18 protein-coding genes are annotated in these 15,963 nt (G+C 66.0%); 16 read left to right on the top strand and 2 right to left on the bottom strand.

Going from position 1 to position 15,963, the window contains the following annotated elements:
* Nucleotide 1 precedes the first annotated feature (1 nt).
* From J2X92_RS05565 to J2X92_RS05515, 11 genes are all read left to right on the top strand, one after another.
* Nucleotides 2–694, top strand: a complete 693-nt coding sequence (locus tag J2X92_RS05565) for a YfgM family protein (protein ID WP_307574080.1) — start codon at nt 2–4, stop codon at nt 692–694.
* Between the two features lie 7 nt (nt 695–701).
* Entirely contained in the window at nt 702–1,844 is a 1,143-nt protein-coding gene (gene bamB, locus J2X92_RS05560) for an outer membrane protein assembly factor BamB (protein WP_307574079.1), read from the top strand.
* 51 nt (nt 1,845–1,895) lie between these two features.
* Nucleotides 1,896–3,239: a ribosome biogenesis GTPase Der gene (gene der, locus J2X92_RS05555; protein WP_307574077.1), complete on the top strand. Its 1,344-nt coding sequence runs from the start codon at nt 1,896–1,898 to the stop codon at nt 3,237–3,239.
* A gap of 163 nt (nt 3,240–3,402) precedes the next feature.
* Complete coding sequence (gene hfq, locus J2X92_RS05550) at nt 3,403–3,648, top strand: RNA chaperone Hfq (protein WP_055796495.1); 246 nt, start codon at nt 3,403–3,405, stop codon at nt 3,646–3,648.
* A gap of 52 nt (nt 3,649–3,700) precedes the next feature.
* Nucleotides 3,701–4,870, top strand: coding sequence for a GTPase HflX (hflX, locus tag J2X92_RS05545; protein WP_307574075.1), 1,170 nt, complete (start codon nt 3,701–3,703; stop codon nt 4,868–4,870).
* Nucleotides 4,871–4,944: 74 nt separating this feature from the next.
* The gene (hflK, locus tag J2X92_RS05540) at nt 4,945–6,315 is read left to right on the top strand and encodes an FtsH protease activity modulator HflK (protein ID WP_307574722.1); all 1,371 of its coding nucleotides are present in this window, start codon (nt 4,945–4,947) and stop codon (nt 6,313–6,315) included.
* Between the two features lie 16 nt (nt 6,316–6,331).
* Entirely contained in the window at nt 6,332–7,234 is a 903-nt protein-coding gene (gene hflC, locus J2X92_RS05535; RefSeq protein WP_307574073.1) for a protease modulator HflC, read from the top strand.
* 21 nt (nt 7,235–7,255) lie between these two features.
* On the top strand, nt 7,256–7,444 hold the full coding sequence (locus J2X92_RS05530; RefSeq protein WP_307574072.1) for a DUF2065 domain-containing protein: 189 nt from the start codon (nt 7,256–7,258) through the stop codon (nt 7,442–7,444).
* Between the two features lie 43 nt (nt 7,445–7,487).
* Nucleotides 7,488–8,648: an ATP phosphoribosyltransferase regulatory subunit gene (locus J2X92_RS05525; protein ID WP_307574071.1), complete on the top strand. Its 1,161-nt coding sequence runs from the start codon at nt 7,488–7,490 to the stop codon at nt 8,646–8,648.
* Between the two features lie 23 nt (nt 8,649–8,671).
* A complete protein-coding gene (locus J2X92_RS05520; protein ID WP_307574069.1) occupies nt 8,672–10,003 on the top strand; it encodes an adenylosuccinate synthase in 1,332 nt (443 codons plus the stop codon).
* An 18-nt stretch (nt 10,004–10,021) separates the two neighbouring features.
* A complete protein-coding gene (locus J2X92_RS05515; RefSeq protein WP_055796376.1) occupies nt 10,022–10,546 on the top strand; it encodes a phosphoribosyltransferase in 525 nt (174 codons plus the stop codon).
* A 27-nt stretch (nt 10,547–10,573) separates the two neighbouring features.
* On the opposite strand, the gene J2X92_RS05510 is transcribed toward J2X92_RS05515, so the two are convergent.
* Entirely contained in the window at nt 10,574–11,023 is a 450-nt protein-coding gene (locus J2X92_RS05510; RefSeq protein ID WP_307574067.1) for a VOC family protein, read from the bottom strand.
* Nucleotides 11,024–11,163: 140 nt separating this feature from the next.
* Here J2X92_RS05510 and J2X92_RS05505 point away from each other — a divergent pair, with 140 nt between their 5' ends.
* Both J2X92_RS05505 and J2X92_RS05500 read left to right on the top strand, forming a co-directional pair.
* The gene (locus tag J2X92_RS05505; protein ID WP_307574065.1) at nt 11,164–12,357 is read left to right on the top strand and encodes a cystathionine beta-lyase; all 1,194 of its coding nucleotides are present in this window, start codon (nt 11,164–11,166) and stop codon (nt 12,355–12,357) included.
* Nucleotides 12,358–12,513: 156 nt separating this feature from the next.
* Complete coding sequence (locus J2X92_RS05500; RefSeq protein ID WP_307574064.1) at nt 12,514–12,717, top strand: hypothetical protein; 204 nt, start codon at nt 12,514–12,516, stop codon at nt 12,715–12,717.
* An 81-nt stretch (nt 12,718–12,798) separates the two neighbouring features.
* Here the strand turns inward: J2X92_RS05500 and J2X92_RS05495 are convergent, their stop codons facing one another.
* Nucleotides 12,799–13,479: an arylesterase gene (locus J2X92_RS05495; protein WP_307574062.1), complete on the bottom strand. Its 681-nt coding sequence runs from the start codon at nt 13,477–13,479 to the stop codon at nt 12,799–12,801.
* On the opposite strand from J2X92_RS05495, the gene J2X92_RS05490 reads away from it, so the two are divergent.
* From J2X92_RS05490 to rlmB, 3 genes are read left to right on the top strand one after another with little or no spacing between them, the layout of a single operon-like run.
* Nucleotides 13,478–14,200 (top strand): ABC transporter ATP-binding protein, encoded by a 723-nt coding sequence (locus tag J2X92_RS05490; protein ID WP_055796394.1) that lies wholly within the window; start codon nt 13,478–13,480, stop codon nt 14,198–14,200. The two genes, J2X92_RS05495 and J2X92_RS05490, sit on opposite strands and share 2 nt — an antisense overlap.
* Entirely contained in the window at nt 14,197–15,177 is a 981-nt protein-coding gene (locus J2X92_RS05485; protein ID WP_307574060.1) for a hypothetical protein, read from the top strand. Before J2X92_RS05490 ends, J2X92_RS05485 begins: the two co-directional genes overlap by 4 nt.
* 33 nt (nt 15,178–15,210) lie before the next feature.
* Nucleotides 15,211–15,957 (top strand): 23S rRNA (guanosine(2251)-2'-O)-methyltransferase RlmB, encoded by a 747-nt coding sequence (gene rlmB, locus J2X92_RS05480; RefSeq protein WP_307574057.1) that lies wholly within the window; start codon nt 15,211–15,213, stop codon nt 15,955–15,957.
* Nucleotides 15,958–15,963 lie beyond the last annotated feature (6 nt).

Raw genomic sequence — 15,963 nt, 5'->3', positions numbered from 1 at the left:
CATGGCAACCAACCTCGATCTCGACGAACAGGAACAGCTCGACCAGCTCAAGCATTTCTGGAACACCTACGGCACCCTGATCACCTGGGTGGTGCTGCTCGTGGCCGGTGCCTTCGTGGCCTGGAACGGCTGGCAGTATTTCCAGCGCAACAAGGCGGCGCAGGCTGCTGCGCTCTACGACGAGGTCGAACGCAGCACGCAGTCCGGCGACGTTGAACGCATTCAGCGCGTGCTGGGTGACATGAAAGAGCGCTTTGCCGGCACGGCCTATGCACAGCAAGCCGGTTTGCTGGCCGCCAAGACGCTGTACGAGAAGGGCAATCTCGAAGCCTCGCGCGCAGCCCTTGGCTGGGTCGCGCAAAGCGCCGTCGACCCGGGCTACCAGGCTGTCGCCAAGCTACGTCTCGCGGCCGAGTTGCTGGACAGCAAGTCCTACGACGAAGCGCTCAAGCAGCTGTCGGGCAACGTGCCCAAGGAATTCGAACCGCTGGTGGCCGACCGCAAGGGCGACATCTACATGGCCCAGGGTAAGCGCGCTGAAGCGCAGGCTGAATACCGCAAGGCCTGGACCGGGCTGGGCGCCACGTCCGACTACCGGCGCCTGGTGGAATTCAAGCTCAATGCGGCCGGCGTCGACCCGAAGAGCCTGGCACCCGTGATCACCGTCACGCCAGTAGCCCCCAAAACTTCCTGATCGCAATATGAATTTCAAGCGTCTCATGCCTGAATCGCCCGCCCTGCGTGCGGGCTCGGCCATTCTCCTGGCAGCAATGCTGGCCGCCTGCTCCGGCACCAGCAAGCCCAAGCCGGCTGAACTGCCCGCCAACCCCGCGTTGTTTGGCGTGCGCCAGGCGTGGAGCGTTCGCATTCCGGCCGTGAGCTTCCCGCTCGCCACCGACGTCAGCGGCGACATCGTCACGGTCGCCGGTACCGACGGCACCGTGGTTGCCATCGATGCGCGTGCCGGCCGCGAAACCTGGCGCGCCAACGTGGGCGCCAAGTTGGCGGCGGGCGTCGGCAGCGACGGCTCGCTGGCGGCTGTCGTCACCACCAACAACGAACTGGTCGCCATCGAAGGTGGCAAGGTCTTGTGGAAGCAGCGGCTCTCGGCCCAGGCCTTCACTGCCCCGCTGGTGGCCGGCCGACGCGTCTTCGTGCAAACGGCCGACCGCAGCATCAGCGCCTGGGACGGCCAGAGCGGCCGCCGCCTGTGGCTGCAGCAGCGCACCGCCGAGAACCTCGTGCTGAAGAAGTCGGGTGTGCTGATTGCGGTGGGCGACACGCTGGTGTCGGGCATCGGCGGCCGGCTGGTTGGCCTCAACCCGGCCAACGGATCCTCGCGCTGGGAAGCGCCGATTGCCGCACCCCGCGGCACCAACGACGTGGAACGCCTGGTCGATCTGACCGGCAGCGTGAGCCGTGTTGGCGACACGGTCTGCGCACGGGCCTACTACGCCAATGTGGGCTGCGTCGACACCGCGCGCGGCCAGCTGCTCTGGAGCAAGCCCGCCGCGGGCGCCGAAGGTGTCAGCGGCAATGAGAGCTTTGTCTATGGCACCGAGAACGACGGCACCGTCGTGGCGTGGCGCCGCGCCGATGGCGAGCGCGCGTGGCAGTCGACCCGCTTCAAGAACCGCGTCCTGACCGGGCCGCTGGCAGTGGGGCGTTCGCTGGTGATCGGCGAAAGCACGGGAACGCTGCACTTCGTTTCGCGCGACGACGGCGCGTTGCTCAACCGCGTCACACCAGACGGCTCCGCCATCGGCGTGACCCCGGTCATGGCCGGCAACACGGTTGTCGTGGTGACTGCGAATGGCGGTGTGTTTGGATATCGCCCTGAATAACTATTTTCTGCAAGGCCCGACCATGAAAACCGCGCCAATGAAAGGCCGGCCATGAAACCGGTCGTGGCCCTGGTTGGGCGTCCGAATGTCGGCAAGTCGACCCTGTTCAACCGCCTGACGCAGACGCGCGACGCCATCGTCGCCGACTTTGCCGGGCTCACGCGCGACCGCCACTACGGCAATGGGCGCCTGGGCAAGCACGAATTCATCGTGATCGACACCGGCGGCTTCGAGCCCGATGCCGGCAGCGGCATCTACAAGGAAATGGCCAAGCAGACGCGCCAGGCCGTGGCCGAGGCCGACGTGGTGATCTTCGTGGTCGATGCCCGCGAGGGCCTTTCGGCGCAAGACCACGACATTGCCAACGAGCTGCGCCGGCTCGGCAAGCCTTGCGTGCTGGCGGCCAACAAGGCCGAAGGTATGCATGACGGCACCAAGCTGGTCGATTTCTACGAGCTCGGCTTTGGCGACGTGCACGGTGTGTCCGCCGCGCACGGGCAGGGCATGCGCGACCTGGTCGAACTGGCGCTCGCGCCGCTGAACCTGCCCGATCCGGACGATGAGGACGCAGAAGATGACGTCAACAAGCCGATCAAGCTGGCTGTGGCGGGGCGGCCCAACGTGGGCAAGTCCACGCTGATCAACACCTGGCTCGGCGAAGAGCGCCTGGTGGCCTTCGACCTGCCGGGCACCACGCGAGACGCCATCTCGGTCCCGTTCGAACGCAACGGTCAGCGCTTCGAACTGATCGACACGGCCGGCCTGCGGCGCAAGGGCAAGGTGTTCGAGGCGATCGAGAAGTTCTCGGTGGTCAAGACGCTGCAAGCCATCGAGTCTGCCAACGTCGTGTTGCTGCTGCTCGATGCCACCCAGGGCGTGACCGATCAGGACGCGCACATTGCCGGCTACATCCTGGAAAGCGGACGGGCGGTGGTGATTGCCATCAACAAGTGGGACGCGGTCGACAGCTACCAGCGCGAGCAGATCCAGCGCCAGATCGAAACCCGGTTGCCGTTCCTCAAGTTCGCGTCGCTGCACTTCATCTCGGCCATCAAGCGCCAGGGCCTCGGCCCCGTGTGGCAGGCCATTGCGCAGGCGCACAAGTCGGCCACGCGGAAGATGTCGACGCCCGTGCTGACCCGGTTGCTGCTGGAAGCGGTGCAGTTCCAGGCGCCCAAGCGTGCGGGCATGTTCCGGCCCAAGCTGCGCTATGCGCACCAGGGCGGCATGAATCCGCCAGTGATCATCATCCACGGCAACTCGCTGGAGCATGTCACCGAGGCATACAAGCGCTTTCTCGAAGGACGCTTCCGCAAGGAATTCGACCTCGTGGGCACGCCCTTGCGCATCCAGTTCAAAAGCTCGCAAAATCCGTTTGCGGACAAAGACGAATAACGGGCTTGGCGGCTGTTGCGAGCCAATGAGCTCCGGCTGCGCTGGAAGTTCCGCCTTTTGAGAACCGTTATTTTTCAAAGGCTTTTGACCCCGATTGCTGCGACGCAGAAACCCTGTGTTAAGGTCATCTCTCCAACAACTACTCTTGAACACGGAGAATATCGTGAGCAATAAAGGGCAACTTCTACAAGACCCGTTTCTGAACACCCTGCGTCGCGAGCATGTGCCGGTTTCCATTTATTTGGTGAACGGTATTAAGCTGCAGGGCCAGATCGAGTCTTTCGACCAGTACGTCGTGTTGCTTCGCAATACAGTGACGCAAATGGTCTACAAGCACGCCATTTCCACTATCGTGCCGGGTCGTGCCGTCAACTTCTCGGCTGCCGAGAACGAAGACGCCGCAGCCTGATCGCGCGGAGCGCGGCGGCAACCCCGCCGCGCTTTTTCCATATTCATCCCGCTTGTCTGAACTGAACTCCCGCCAGGAAGGCGCCGCCGTTCTCGTCGGCGTCGATTTCGGGCTGCCCCATTTCGACAGCGAACTCGAGGAACTCGGCCTGCTTGCGCAGACCGCTGGCCTTGCGCCTGTCGCACGCCTCATCTGCAAACGCAAGGCACCCGACGCGGCGCTCTTTGTCGGAAGCGGCAAGGCCGACGAGATCAAGGAACTGGCCGCGCTGCATCAAGCCAGCGAAGTCATCTTCGACCAGTCGCTGAGCCCCGCGCAGCAGCGCAACCTCGAGCGCCAGCTCGACGTGGCTGTCTACGACCGCACGTTCCTCATTCTCGAAATTTTTGCGCAGCGTGCGCGCTCGCATGAAGGCAAGCTCCAGGTCGAGCTTGCCCGCCTGCAGTACCTGAGCACGCGTCTGGTCCGCCGCTGGTCCCACCTGGAGCGCCAGACCGGTGGCGCCGGCGTGCGCGGCGGCCCGGGTGAAAAGCAGATCGAACTCGACCGACGCATGATCAGCGAATCGATCAAGCGCACGCGCGAGCGCCTCGCCAAGGTGCAAAAGCAGCGCGGCACGCAGCGCCGTCAGCGCGAGCGCCGCGAGACCTTCAACATCTCGCTCGTCGGCTACACCAACGCGGGCAAGTCGTCGCTGTTCAATGCGTTGGTCAAGGCACGCGCCTATGCGGCCGACCAGCTCTTTGCCACGCTCGACACCACCACACGCAACCTTTATCTCGGCGATGCCCGCCGGCAGGTCTCCATTTCGGACACCGTCGGCTTCATCCGCGACCTGCCTCACGGCCTGGTCGATGCATTCAAGGCCACGCTGCAAGAGGCGGTCGACGCCGACCTGCTGCTGCACGTGGTGGATGCATCCAACCCGCACTACCCCGAGCAGATGGCCGAGGTGCAATCGGTGCTTCGCGACATCGGCGCCGACACTGTCCCGCAGCTTCTGGTATTCAACAAGCTCGATGCTCTTGAAACCGCGCAGCATCCGCTGCATCTGCAGGACGACATGGAAATCGACGGCGTGCGGGTTCCGCGTATCTTCCTCAGCGCCCGCAGCGGCGAGGGCGTGCCCCTGCTGCGTGCCGAGCTGGCCCGGCGATCGGGTTCCGTGGGCGATACGATGACCCCTGAGGCCGACACTGAATTGCACGATACCGCCAATTGATTGGGCACAATCCCGCCACTGACAAGAGAACGAAGCGAATGAATGCAAAGCCAGCGTGGAGAGGGTTTCTGGGCATGTTCAACCTGAACGACGGCCGTTGGGGCCGCGGCGACGAGCCCGCATCCAACGGCGATCGCCCGACCGGCAATCGACCTCCTGACGCAGATCCGCCGGGCGCACCGACGCCTCCGCCTTCGGGCAACAACAGCAACGGCAACCGTCCTCGCGGGCAAGGTCCCAACCAGGGCCCACCTGACCTCGACGAACTCTGGCGCGACCTCAATCGCAAGCTCGGCGGCTTCTTTGGCGGCAAGGGCGGCGGCAATCGGCCGAGCGGCAGCAGCAACGGCGGTGGCGGCGGCAATGGCTACAGGCCCGACATGAAGAACGCGGGCTTCGGCCTCGGGCTGGTGGCGGCGGTGGCTGTCCTCATCTGGCTGGGCACCGGCTTCTTCATCGTGAACGAAGGCCAGCAGGCCGTGGTCACCCAGTTTGGCCGCTACAAGGCGACCGTGGGCGCGGGCTTCAATTGGCGCCTGCCATACCCGATCCAGCGGCACGAAGTGGTCGTGGTCACGCAGATCCGCTCCACCGACGTGGGCCGCGACGCCATCGTGCGCACCACCGGGCTGCGCGAATCGGCCATGCTGACCGAAGACGAGAACATCGTCGAAATCAAGTTCGCCGTGCAATACCGCCTGAGCGATGCGCGCGCCTACCTGTATGAAAGCAAGTCGCCGAGCGAGACCGTGGTGCAGGTGGCGGAAACCGCCGTGCGCGAAGTGGTCGGCAAGATGAAGATGGATGCGGCGCTTGCCGAGGAGCGCGACCAGATTGCGCCGCGCGTGCGCACGCTGATGCAGACCATCCTCGATCGCTACAAGGTCGGCGTCGAAGTCGTCAACATCAACCTGCAGCAGGGTGGCGTGCGTCCGCCTGAACAGGTGCAGGCTGCCTTCGACGACGTGCTCAAGGCCGGCCAGGAGCGCGAGCGCGCCAAGAACGAAGCGCAGGCCTACGCCAACGACGTGGTGCCGCGTGCAACGGGTACGGCGTCGCGCCTCAAGGAAGAGTCCGAAGCCTACAAGGCGCGAATCGTCGCGCAGGCGCAGGGTGATGCCGGCCGCTTCAGCGCGGTGCTGGCCGAATACCAGAAGGCGCCGCAGGTCACGCGCGACCGCATGTACACCGATGCCATGCAGCAGATCTACGCAAGTACCACCAAGGTATTGGTCGACACCAAGCAAGGTTCCAACCTGCTGTACCTGCCGCTGGACAAGCTCACGCAGCTGAGCGGCAACAATCCGCCGGCGACGCCGGTCGATGCCGCCAGCCCCAGCGTGGCCGGCACCGCACCGGCCCAGTCGTCGGTGATTCCGGTGGCGCCGGCCGCCGGCGACACCCGCGCTCGCGACGGCCGTTCGCGCGATCGCGACGTGCGTTGAAAAGGGCAAGAAGAACATGAACAGAATCGGATTCATCGCCTCGTCGATCCTCGTGCTGCTGGTGCTGCTGAGCTCGACCCTCTTCGTCGTCGACCAGCGCCAGTTCGGCGTGGTCTACGCCCTGGGCCAGATCAAGCAGGTCATCACCGAGCCGGGCCTGAACTTCAAGCTGCCGCCGCCGTTCCAGAACGTGTCGTACATCGACAAGCGGCTGCTCACGCTCTCCAGCCTGGACACCGAGCCCATGCTCACGGCCGAGAAGCAGCGTGTGGTGATCGACTGGTACGTGCGCTGGCGCATCACCGATCCGCAGGCCTACATCCGCAACGTCGGCCTCGACGAGAACGCGGGCGCCATGCAGCTCAACCGCGTGGTGCGCAACGCCTTCCAGGAAAACGTCAACAAGCGCACCGTGCGCGACCTGATCTCGGTGCGCCGCGAAGCCCTCATGGCCGATGTGCAGCGCGAAGTGCTGGCCGTGGTGAAGGGCGCCAAGCCCTGGGGCGTGGACGTGGTCGACGTACGCATCACGCGAGTCGACTATGTGGAAGCCATCACCGAATCGGTCTATCGCCGCATGGAGGCCGAACGCAAGCGCGTTGCCAACGAACTGCGCTCGACCGGCTATGCCGAAGGCGAAAAGATCCGCGCCGACGCCGACCGCCAGCGCGAAGTGATCGTGGCGAACGCCTACCGCGACGCCCAGAAGATCAAGGGCGAGGGCGATGCCCAGGCCGCTTCCGCCTACAGCGATGCCTTTGGCCGCGACGCCCAGTTTGCGCAGTTCTACCGCAGCCTGGAAGCCTACAAGCAGAGCTTCAACAAGAAGAGCGACGTGATGGTGGTCGACCCGTCGTCGGACTTCTTCCGGGCCATGCAGAGTTCCGGTACGCCAGCGGGCAACGCGCCGCGCCGCTAGGGCTTCGGGCCGGGCTTTCGCGTGAGCGCCGAAATATTCTGGAGCGCGCTGGCACTGGTCCTGGTGATCGAAGGCATCCTGCCTTTCGTGTCGCCGGGCGGCTGGCGGCGCGGCTTCACCCAGCTCATGCAGCTGCGCGACGGCCAACTGCGTTTCTTCGGACTTTGCAGCATCTTGCTGGGTTTGTTTCTGCTTTGGCTAATGGGGTAGCGCGTCCCGGTAGAATCCCGGTTTAACCACGCCCCCGATCCCCATGTCCGCCTGGGTCCTCCCGGATCACATTGCCGATGTGCTGCCTTCCGAGGCGCGCCACATCGAAGAACTTCGACGCCAGCTGCTCGATACCGCCCGTGGCTATGGCTACGAGCTGGTAATGCCGCCGCTGCTCGAGCATCTCGAGTCGCTGCTTTCGGGCACCGGCGAGGCGCTCGACCTCCAAACCTTCAAGCTCGTGGACCAGCTCTCCGGCCGCAGCATGGGCCTGCGAGCCGACACCACCCCCCAGGTGGCGCGCATCGATGCCCACCTGCTGAACCGCGAAGGCGTGGCGCGCCTGTGCTACTGCGGGCCGGTACTGCACACCCGCCCCGACCGGCCGCATGCCACCCGCGAGCCGCTGCAGTTCGGCGCCGAGATCTACGGCCATGCCGGCCTTGAAGCCGACACCGAGGTCTTGCTGCTGGCGCTCGACTGCCTGCATGCTTCCGGCATTGGCGAGGGCCTGATCGTCGACCTGGCAGATGCACGCATCGTGCGGGCGCTGTTTGCGGGCGTGCCGGTCGATGCCGCGGTGCTGGCGCGCGTGCATGCGGCGCTGGTGGCCAAGGACGCGAGCGAACTGCGTGCGCTCACGCGCGACTTCCCGGCGGCGTCGCGCGACGGCTTGCGCGCGCTGGTCCAGCTGTACGGCGACGCGTCGGTGCTCGACGAGGCGGCCAAGGCCCTCAAGGGCACGCCCGCCGTGAGCGCGGCGCTCGCCGGCCTGAAGCAGCTGGCCGCCAGCCTGCAGGGCGATTCGGCGCGGCAGATCAGCTTCGACCTGGCCGACCTGCGCGGTTATGCCTACTACAGCGGCATGCGCTTCGGAATCTACGTGCCGGGTGCGGCCGATGCGCTGGTGCGCGGCGGGCGCTACGACGAAGTCGGCGCGGTGTTCGGCCGCAACCGCCCGGCTGTGGGCTTCAGCCTCGACGTGCGGGAGCTGGTCGGCGTGCTGCCGGCACGGCCGCTGCGCGCAGCCATCCGCGCGCCGTGGAGCGATGCGGCCGGCCTGCGCCAAGCCATTGCCGCATTGCGCAAGGCCGGTGAAACCGTGGTCTGCGTGCTGCCGGGACACGGCAGCGAAATCGATGAATTCCATTGCGACCGCGAGCTCGTCGAGCAAGCAGGGCAGTGGCAAGTCCGAGCGATCTGAATTTTTGAAGCAATGGAACGAGCATGAGCGTAACCACCGGAAGAAACGTGGTCGTCGTCGGCACCCAATGGGGCGATGAGGGCAAAGGCAAGCTGGTCGACTGGCTGACCGAAAGCGCCCAGGGCGTGGTCCGCTTCCAGGGCGGCCACAACGCAGGCCACACGCTGGTCATCAACGGCGTGAAAACTGCCTTGCACCTGATCCCCAGCGGCATCATGCGGCCGGGCGTCAAGTGCTACATCGGCAACGGCGTCGTGCTGTCGGCGGCCAAGCTTTTCGAGGAAATCGAAGGGCTGGAGAAGGCCGGCGTCGAAGTGCGCTCGCGCCTGCGCATCAGCGAGGCATGCCCGCTGATCCTGCCGTTCCACGCGGCGCTCGATATTGCGCGCGAAACCTACCGCGAAAAGGGCGGCGTCGAGAAGATCGGCACGACCGGCCGCGGCATCGGCCCAGCTTACGAGGACAAGATCGCCCGCCGCGCTCTGCGCGTGCAGGACCTGAAGCACCCCGAGCGCTTTGCAACCAAGTTGCGCGTGCTGCTCGACCTGCACAATCACGTGCTGACCCAGGTGCTCGGCGCCCCCGCCATCGACTTCGACACGGTCTTCGACGAAGCCATGCGCCACGCCGTGCTGCTGAAGCCGATGATGGCCGACGTTTCGCGCGAACTGAACGACGCACACAAGGCCGGTGCCAACCTGCTGTTCGAAGGCGCGCAGGGCACGCTGCTCGACGTGGACCACGGCACCTACCCGTACGTCACCTCGAGCAATTGCGTGGCCGGCAACGCCGCCGCCGGCTCGGGCGTGGGCCCGGGCATGCTGCACTACATCCTGGGCATCACCAAGGCCTACTGCACCCGCGTGGGCGGCGGTCCGTTCCCCACCGAGCTCGACTGGGCCACGCCGGGTACGCCCGGCTACCACATGAGCACCGTGGGCGCCGAAAAGGGCGTGACGACCGGCCGCAGCCGCCGTTGCGGCTGGTTCGACGCGGCGCTGCTGAAGCGCTCGGCGCAGGTCAACGGCCTGTCGGGCCTGTGCATCACCAAGCTCGACGTGCTGGACGGACTCGAAAAGCTCGAACTCTGCACCGGCTACGAACTCGACGGCGAAACCACCGACATCCTGCCGATGGGTGCCGACGAAATCGAGCGCTGCACACCCATCTACGAAACCCTCGAAGGCTGGACCGAAAGCACGGTCGGCGTGACGCAGTACGACAAGCTGCCGGTCAATGCGCGGCTCTACCTGCAGCGCATCGAGCAGATCACGGGCGTGCCGATCCACATGGTGTCGACCAGCCCCGATCGCGACCACACGATCATGATGCGCCACCCCTACCTTGCCGACTGACCAGGAACGAACCCCACCATGTTGACCGAAGACGGCAAGCATCTCTACGTCAGCTACGACGAGTACCACAACCTGATCGAGAAACTCGCGATCAAGATTCACCAGTCGGGCTGGCAGTTCGACACCATTCTTTGCCTGGCACGCGGCGGCATGCGCCCCGGCGACGTGCTTTCGCGCATCTTCGACAAGCCGCTGGCGATCATGTCGACCAGCTCGTACCGCGCCGATGCCGGCACGGTCCAAGGCCACCTCGACATCGCCCGCTTCATCACCACGCCTAAGGGCGAGATCGCGGGCAGGGTGCTGCTGGTGGACGACCTGGCCGACTCGGGCCACACGCTGCACGCGGTCATGGACATGCTGCGCAACAACTACAAGCCCATCAGCGAGCTGCGCAGTGCGGTGCTCTGGACCAAGGCCCTGTCGACCTTCACGCCCGACTACTCGGTCGAGTACCTGGCCACGAACCCGTGGATCCACCAGCCCTTCGAAGGCTATGACGCGCTCGGCCCCGAGAAGTTGCTCGAAAAGTGGTCGGTCTGAGCTGATCCGCGCGCGCCGGTTGCCCGCTCAACCGGCCGAATCGAACATTGCGGTGTAGCGCCGCTGCATTTCCTCCGGCGTCAGCTTCTCAATGCTGTGGCCCACGTTCCAGCGATGCCCGAAGGGGTCGCGGAACACTCCGGATCGCTCCCCATAGAACTGGTCTTGCGGCGCCATGTCCAGCGTGGCACCGGCCGCGACGGCGCGGGCCACCACCGCATCCGCATCGTCCACATGCAGGTGCAGCGTCACCGCGGTGCCGCCGAGCGTCTTGGCGCTGCGGATGTCGTATTCGGCAAACTCGTCGGAGAGCATGAGGATGGCGCCGTTGTGAAAGTCGAGTTCCGCATGCCCGATGCGGCCGCTGGGCTCTACAAGGCGGAAGATCTCCTTCACCTCGAAGACCTTGCAGTAGAACTCGATGGCGGCGCCGGCGTCGTCGACACACAGGTAAGGGAACAGTTCGTGGATTGCCATGTGGGTTGCCTTTCCGGACTAAGAAGAAGTAGGGCAGTGCGTCATTCTGGGCGCTGCACGGCTGCTTTCTCAAGCCCCAAGCCGTGGGGGTGCCACAGGCCGGTCGTTCGCCCGGGCGGCGGCCGCGCTAGCATCTGCACATGAGCAAGCCTTCCACGACCCTGATCCACCACCCCTACACCCCGCCCGCAAACTTTGCGGCGCCGCAGCCGGGCATCTACAAGGCCTCGACCGTGTTTTTCGCCGACGTGGCTGCCATGCGCGCACGCGACTGGAAGACCAAGGCCGGCTACACCTACGGCCTGCACGGCACGCCCACCACCTTCACGCTCGAGGAGCGCCTGGCCACGCTCGAAGGCGGGACCGAGTGCCTCTTGGTGCCGAGCGGGCTCGCGGCCATTTCGCTGGTGTCCTTTGCCTTCCTGAAAAGCGGCGACGAGGTGCTGATTCCCGACAACGCCTACGGCCCCAACAAGGCGCTGGCCACCGGCGAATTGGCCAACTTTGGCATCACGCACCGCATGTACGACGCAATGAACCCAGCCGACCTGGCGGCCAAGCTGTCGGACCGCACGCGGCTGGTTTGGGTGGAGGCGGCGGGCTCGGTGACCATGGAGTTTCCCGATCTGCCGGCGCTCGTGAACGTCTGCCGCGCACGCGGGGTGGTCACCGCGCTGGACAACACCTGGGGCGCGGGCCTGGCCTTCGCACCTTTCGATTTCAATGGCAGCGGGCAGGGCGTGGACATTTCGGTGCATGCGCTCACCAAGTACCCGAGCGGCGGCGGCGACGTGCTGATGGGTAGCGTCGTCACCCGCGATGAGCGCCTGCATCGCGCGCTCAAGCTCACCCACATGCGCATGGGCTTCGGCGTGGGCGTGGGCGACGTGGAGACGCTGCTGCGCTCGCTGCCCAGCATCGGGCTGCGCTATGCCGCGCACGACCGTTCGGCGCGCGAACTGGCGCGCTGGCTCAGCGGCCGCGAAGAGATCGCCCAGGTGCTCCACCCCGCCCTCGAAGAGTCGCCCGGCCATGCCAACTGGCGTGCGCTGTGCGGGGCATCCGACCTGGCCGCCGGCCTCTTTTCGATCGTGTTCGACGAGCAGTTCAGCACCGAGCAGGTCGACCGCTTCTGCGACAGCCTGAAGCTCTTTCGACTCGGGTATTCGTGGGGCGGCCCGGTCAGCCTGGTGGTGCCCTACGACATCGGCCTGATGCGCGACCAGGCCGTGGCACGCTGGCCGCACAAGGGCACGCTGGTGCGCTTCTCGGTCGGCCTCGAAGACGTGGAAGACCTTCGGGCCGACTTGCAACAGGCACTGGCGCGGCTCTAGCGGCCTTAGGGCTGGTTCATGTTCCGGCGCCATCCGGCTTTGAAAGGTGTGTTCGAGTTCGAAACGACACCTCGCCCGCCGCCTTGAGACCGCACCGTTATCGCTTACAGTAGGCGACGCACAGTCAACGGGACTGTCTCGCCTCAAGGAGAAGCAGTGGCAACACCAAATTACGGCTACGAAAAGCGCCAGAAAGAACTGGCCAAGAAGAAGAAGAAGGAAGAAAAGCTCCGCGAGAAGGCCAATCGGAAGCTCTCTCCAAGCAGCGATGGTCTTGCGCCGGGCGACCCGGAAACAGATGTCGCTTCGCTGGAACGCGATCCGCCCACCATCCCCGATCTGCCCACCAAGAACGGTTGATTTTTCGCAACCGGGCTCACGACGAGAAAAAGCCGCCGCAGGCCTTCGGGCTTGCAGCGGCTTTTTGCTTTTGAGCCCAGCCTATTTGGCCGCGAGCAGCTTGCGCAGTTCCGGCCAGACGTTGTCGAGCAGCTGCGGCTGGGCCGCGGCGGTGGGATGGATTCGGTCCGCCTGGAACAGCGAGAGCGCATCGGGCGCGTCGGCCACCCCCTTGAGCAGGAACGGCACCAGCGCGGCCTTGGTGGCGCCGGCCACCTTGCCGAACACGGCCTCGAAGCGCCGCGTGTAGTCGCCGCCGTAATTGGGCGGCACCTGGATGCCGACGATCAGCACCTTGGCGCCCGCGGCCTGCGCGGCCTTGGTGATCTGCAGCAGGTTGTCCTCGGTGTTCTGCAGCGGCAGGCCGCGCAGCGCGTCGTTGGCGCCCAGCTCGACCACCACGTGGCTGGGCTTGTGCTGCGCCAGCAGCGAGGCAAAGCGGGCCCGCCCGCCTGAGGTGGTGTCGCCGCTGATGCTGGCATTGACCACTGTGGCGGGGATCTTTTGCGCCACGAGGCGCTTTTCGAGCAGGGGCACCCAGCCTTCGCCGCGCTTCAAGCCGTATTCGGCGCTCAGCGAATCGCCCAGCACCAGAATCACGGGCTGGCGGGGCGCCGCAGCCTGTGCGGCCTGGGCGTGCGCCAGCGCCGATGTCCCTGCGCTGCCGAATGCGGCCGCGGCCAAGATAAAGTCACGTCGATTCAAAACGAAAAGCCTTTTCATGTCCCAACCCTCGCCTGATGCCATTGTCGCTGTCGAGCACGTGTTCAAGTCGGTGACCGACTCGACCGGCACGCTCGACATTTTGCAGAACATCGATTTCACCCTGGGGGCGCGGGAAACTGCCGCCATTGTCGGCGCCTCGGGTTCGGGCAAGAGCACCTTGCTGTCGATCATCGCCGGCCTGGACACGCCCACCCGCGGCACCGTCAGGCTGGCGGGTGACGACATCTTCGCCATCGACGAGGATGAGCGCGCCGCGCTGCGCGCCCAGCGCGTGGGTTTCGTGTTCCAGAGCTTCCAGCTGCTGGGCAACTTGAGCGCCCTGGAGAACGTGATGCTGCCGCTCGAGCTGGCCGACCGCAAGGACGCGCGCAAGGCAGCCACCGAGATGCTCGGGCGCGTTGGGCTCGGGCAGCGCCTGGGCCACTACCCCAAGGTGCTGTCGGGCGGTGAGCAGCAGCGCGTGGCCCTCGCACGGGCCTTCGTGGTGCAGCCGGCGCTGCTGCTGGCCGACGAGCCCACCGGCAGCCTCGACTTCGCCACCGGCGAGCAGGTCATGCGGCTGATGTTTGACCTCAACCGCGAGCTCGGCACCACGCTCGTGCTCGTCACCCATGACCGCGGCATTGCGGCCCAGTGCGAACGCCGCATCACCATCGAGGCTGGGCAAATGGCGCTCAACGAGTCCAGGCCCGTGCTGGTGGCCTCGCTCGAAGCATGATCGTCCCCCGGTTCTGGGCCGAAGGCCGCATCCAGGAGCAGGTGGCGGGCAAGCAGATCACCGTGCGGCGCTACGGCTGGTCCGACGACAGCCCGATCGCCGCGCAGGCGCATGCCGACCAGCGCACGCGAGAGGCGTTCGAGCGCATCGCCGCGGGGGAGCCGCTCAAGCGCCGCGAGCGCAAGCTGGCCTACAACGGGGCCGAGGGCATGCCGATCCGCGAGGAAATCGTCGAGCGGCAGGGCGACACCGTCATCACGCGCAACAGCTACGGCGCACGCTGTCTCAACACGCCCGACGTGCTCTTCGTCGATATCGATTTCGATGAGCCCCTCCGCGGAAGTGTGTTCGGTTTTGCGCTGGTGCCCGCGCTGATCGCAGGCGTCGTCGGCGGCTGGACTGCCAAGACGTGGGTGGGCGGGCTCATCGCCGCCATCGTGGTCTTCATCGTCGCCTACCGCATCGGCCTGGCCAAGAAGCGCGGTGAGGCCAGCAGCAACCCCGCGCCCGAGAAGCGCGCGGCCGACCGGATCGGGCGCTTTGTTCATCAGCATCCCGACTGGCACCTGCGCCTGTACCGCACGCCAGCCGGTTTCCGGGTGCTCGCCATGCACGACGTCTTCAGCCCGGCCGACATGGCGGTTGCGGACTGCTTCCACGCGTTGGGCGTGGACAAGACCTACGCCCGCATGTGCCGCAACCAGAACTGCTTTCGCGCCCGCCTGAGCGCCAAGCCCTGGCGCATCGGCATCGGCGAGCACATCCGGCCGAGGCCGGGCGTGTGGCCCGTGTCGCCCGAGAAGCTGCCCGTGCGCGATGCCTGGGTCGCACACTACGAAAAAGCCGCCGAGGGCCATGCCGCGTGCCAATACCTGGAGAGCGCCGGCAACAGCGCGCGCGTGCATCCGAATGCGCTGGCCGTGCAGGAACTGCACGACGAACGGACCCGGGCGCACAGCGGATTACCGATTGCCTGAAGGAGAGGGCGCGCAGCCCTCGATAATCGACAGATGTCTTCTCCCAAAGTGATCTTCGGCTTCCATGCCGTGGGCGTGCGCATCAAGACCGCGCCCAAATCGGTGCTCGAAGTGATGTTCGACACCAGCCGGCGCGACGCGCGCATGAAACAGTTCATCGCACGCGCACAAGAAGCCGGCGTGCGGCTGGTCGAGGCCGACGGCCTCCGACTCGCCAAGCTCAGCGGCAGCCACGGCCACCAGGGCGTGGTGGCGCGCGTCGAACCCATCGCGCAGGTCCGCTCGCTCGACGAATTGCTCGAAGGCCTCGAGGAGGCCGGCACCGTGCCCCTGCTGCTGGTGCTCGACGGCGTGACCGATCCGCACAACCTCGGCGCCTGCCTGCGCGTGGCCGATGGCGCAGGCGCGCATGCGGTCATCGCCCCCAAGGATCACGCAGCCGGCATCAACGCGACGGTCGCCAAGGTGGCGAGCGGCGCCGCGGAAACCGTGCCGTACTTCATGGTGACCAACCTGGCGCGCACGCTGAACGAACTCAAGGAGCGCAGCATCTGGTGCGTCGGCACGAGCGACGATGCGCCCGGCACCCTCTACCAGAGCGACTTCAAGCGGCCACTGGCGCTGGTGCTCGGCGCCGAAGGCGAGGGCATGCGGCAGCTCACACGCAAGACCTGCGACGAGCTGGTGAGCATTCCGATGGCGGGTGCGGTGGAGAGCCTGAACGTTTCGGTGGCCAGCGGGGTGTGCCTCTACGAGGCGATGCGGCAGCGCGGCGCCTGATGACGC

Source organism: Variovorax paradoxus (assembly GCF_030811855.1).
In the GTDB taxonomy this organism is placed as follows: Bacteria; Pseudomonadota; Gammaproteobacteria; order Burkholderiales; family Burkholderiaceae_C; genus Variovorax; species Variovorax paradoxus_L.
This window is presented reverse-complemented; position numbering and strand designations above follow the sequence as displayed.

Bases quoted from the DNA above. Each gene is read 5' to 3' on its own strand.
- J2X92_RS05510 (WP_307574067.1), bottom strand. From the start codon at position 11,023: ATGGCAATCCACGAACTGTTCCCTTACCTGTGTGTCGACGACGCCGGC.
- J2X92_RS05525 (WP_307574071.1), top strand. From the start codon at position 7,488: ATGTCCGCCTGGGTCCTCCCGGATCACATTGCCGATGTGCTGCCTTCC.
- J2X92_RS05515 (WP_055796376.1), top strand. From the start codon at position 10,022: ATGTTGACCGAAGACGGCAAGCATCTCTACGTCAGCTACGACGAGTAC.
- J2X92_RS05485 (WP_307574060.1), top strand. From the start codon at position 14,197: ATGATCGTCCCCCGGTTCTGGGCCGAAGGCCGCATCCAGGAGCAGGTG.
- hflC (WP_307574073.1), top strand. From the start codon at position 6,332: ATGAACAGAATCGGATTCATCGCCTCGTCGATCCTCGTGCTGCTGGTG.
- hflK (WP_307574722.1), top strand. From the start codon at position 4,945: ATGTTCAACCTGAACGACGGCCGTTGGGGCCGCGGCGACGAGCCCGCA.
- bamB (WP_307574079.1), top strand. From the start codon at position 702: ATGAATTTCAAGCGTCTCATGCCTGAATCGCCCGCCCTGCGTGCGGGC.
- der (WP_307574077.1), top strand. From the start codon at position 1,896: ATGAAACCGGTCGTGGCCCTGGTTGGGCGTCCGAATGTCGGCAAGTCG.
- J2X92_RS05565 (WP_307574080.1), top strand. From the start codon at position 2: ATGGCAACCAACCTCGATCTCGACGAACAGGAACAGCTCGACCAGCTC.
- J2X92_RS05520 (WP_307574069.1), top strand. From the start codon at position 8,672: ATGAGCGTAACCACCGGAAGAAACGTGGTCGTCGTCGGCACCCAATGG.
- J2X92_RS05490 (WP_055796394.1), top strand. From the start codon at position 13,478: ATGTCCCAACCCTCGCCTGATGCCATTGTCGCTGTCGAGCACGTGTTC.
- J2X92_RS05505 (WP_307574065.1), top strand. From the start codon at position 11,164: ATGAGCAAGCCTTCCACGACCCTGATCCACCACCCCTACACCCCGCCC.
- rlmB (WP_307574057.1), top strand. From the start codon at position 15,211: ATGTCTTCTCCCAAAGTGATCTTCGGCTTCCATGCCGTGGGCGTGCGC.
- J2X92_RS05495 (WP_307574062.1), bottom strand. From the start codon at position 13,479: ATGAAAAGGCTTTTCGTTTTGAATCGACGTGACTTTATCTTGGCCGCG.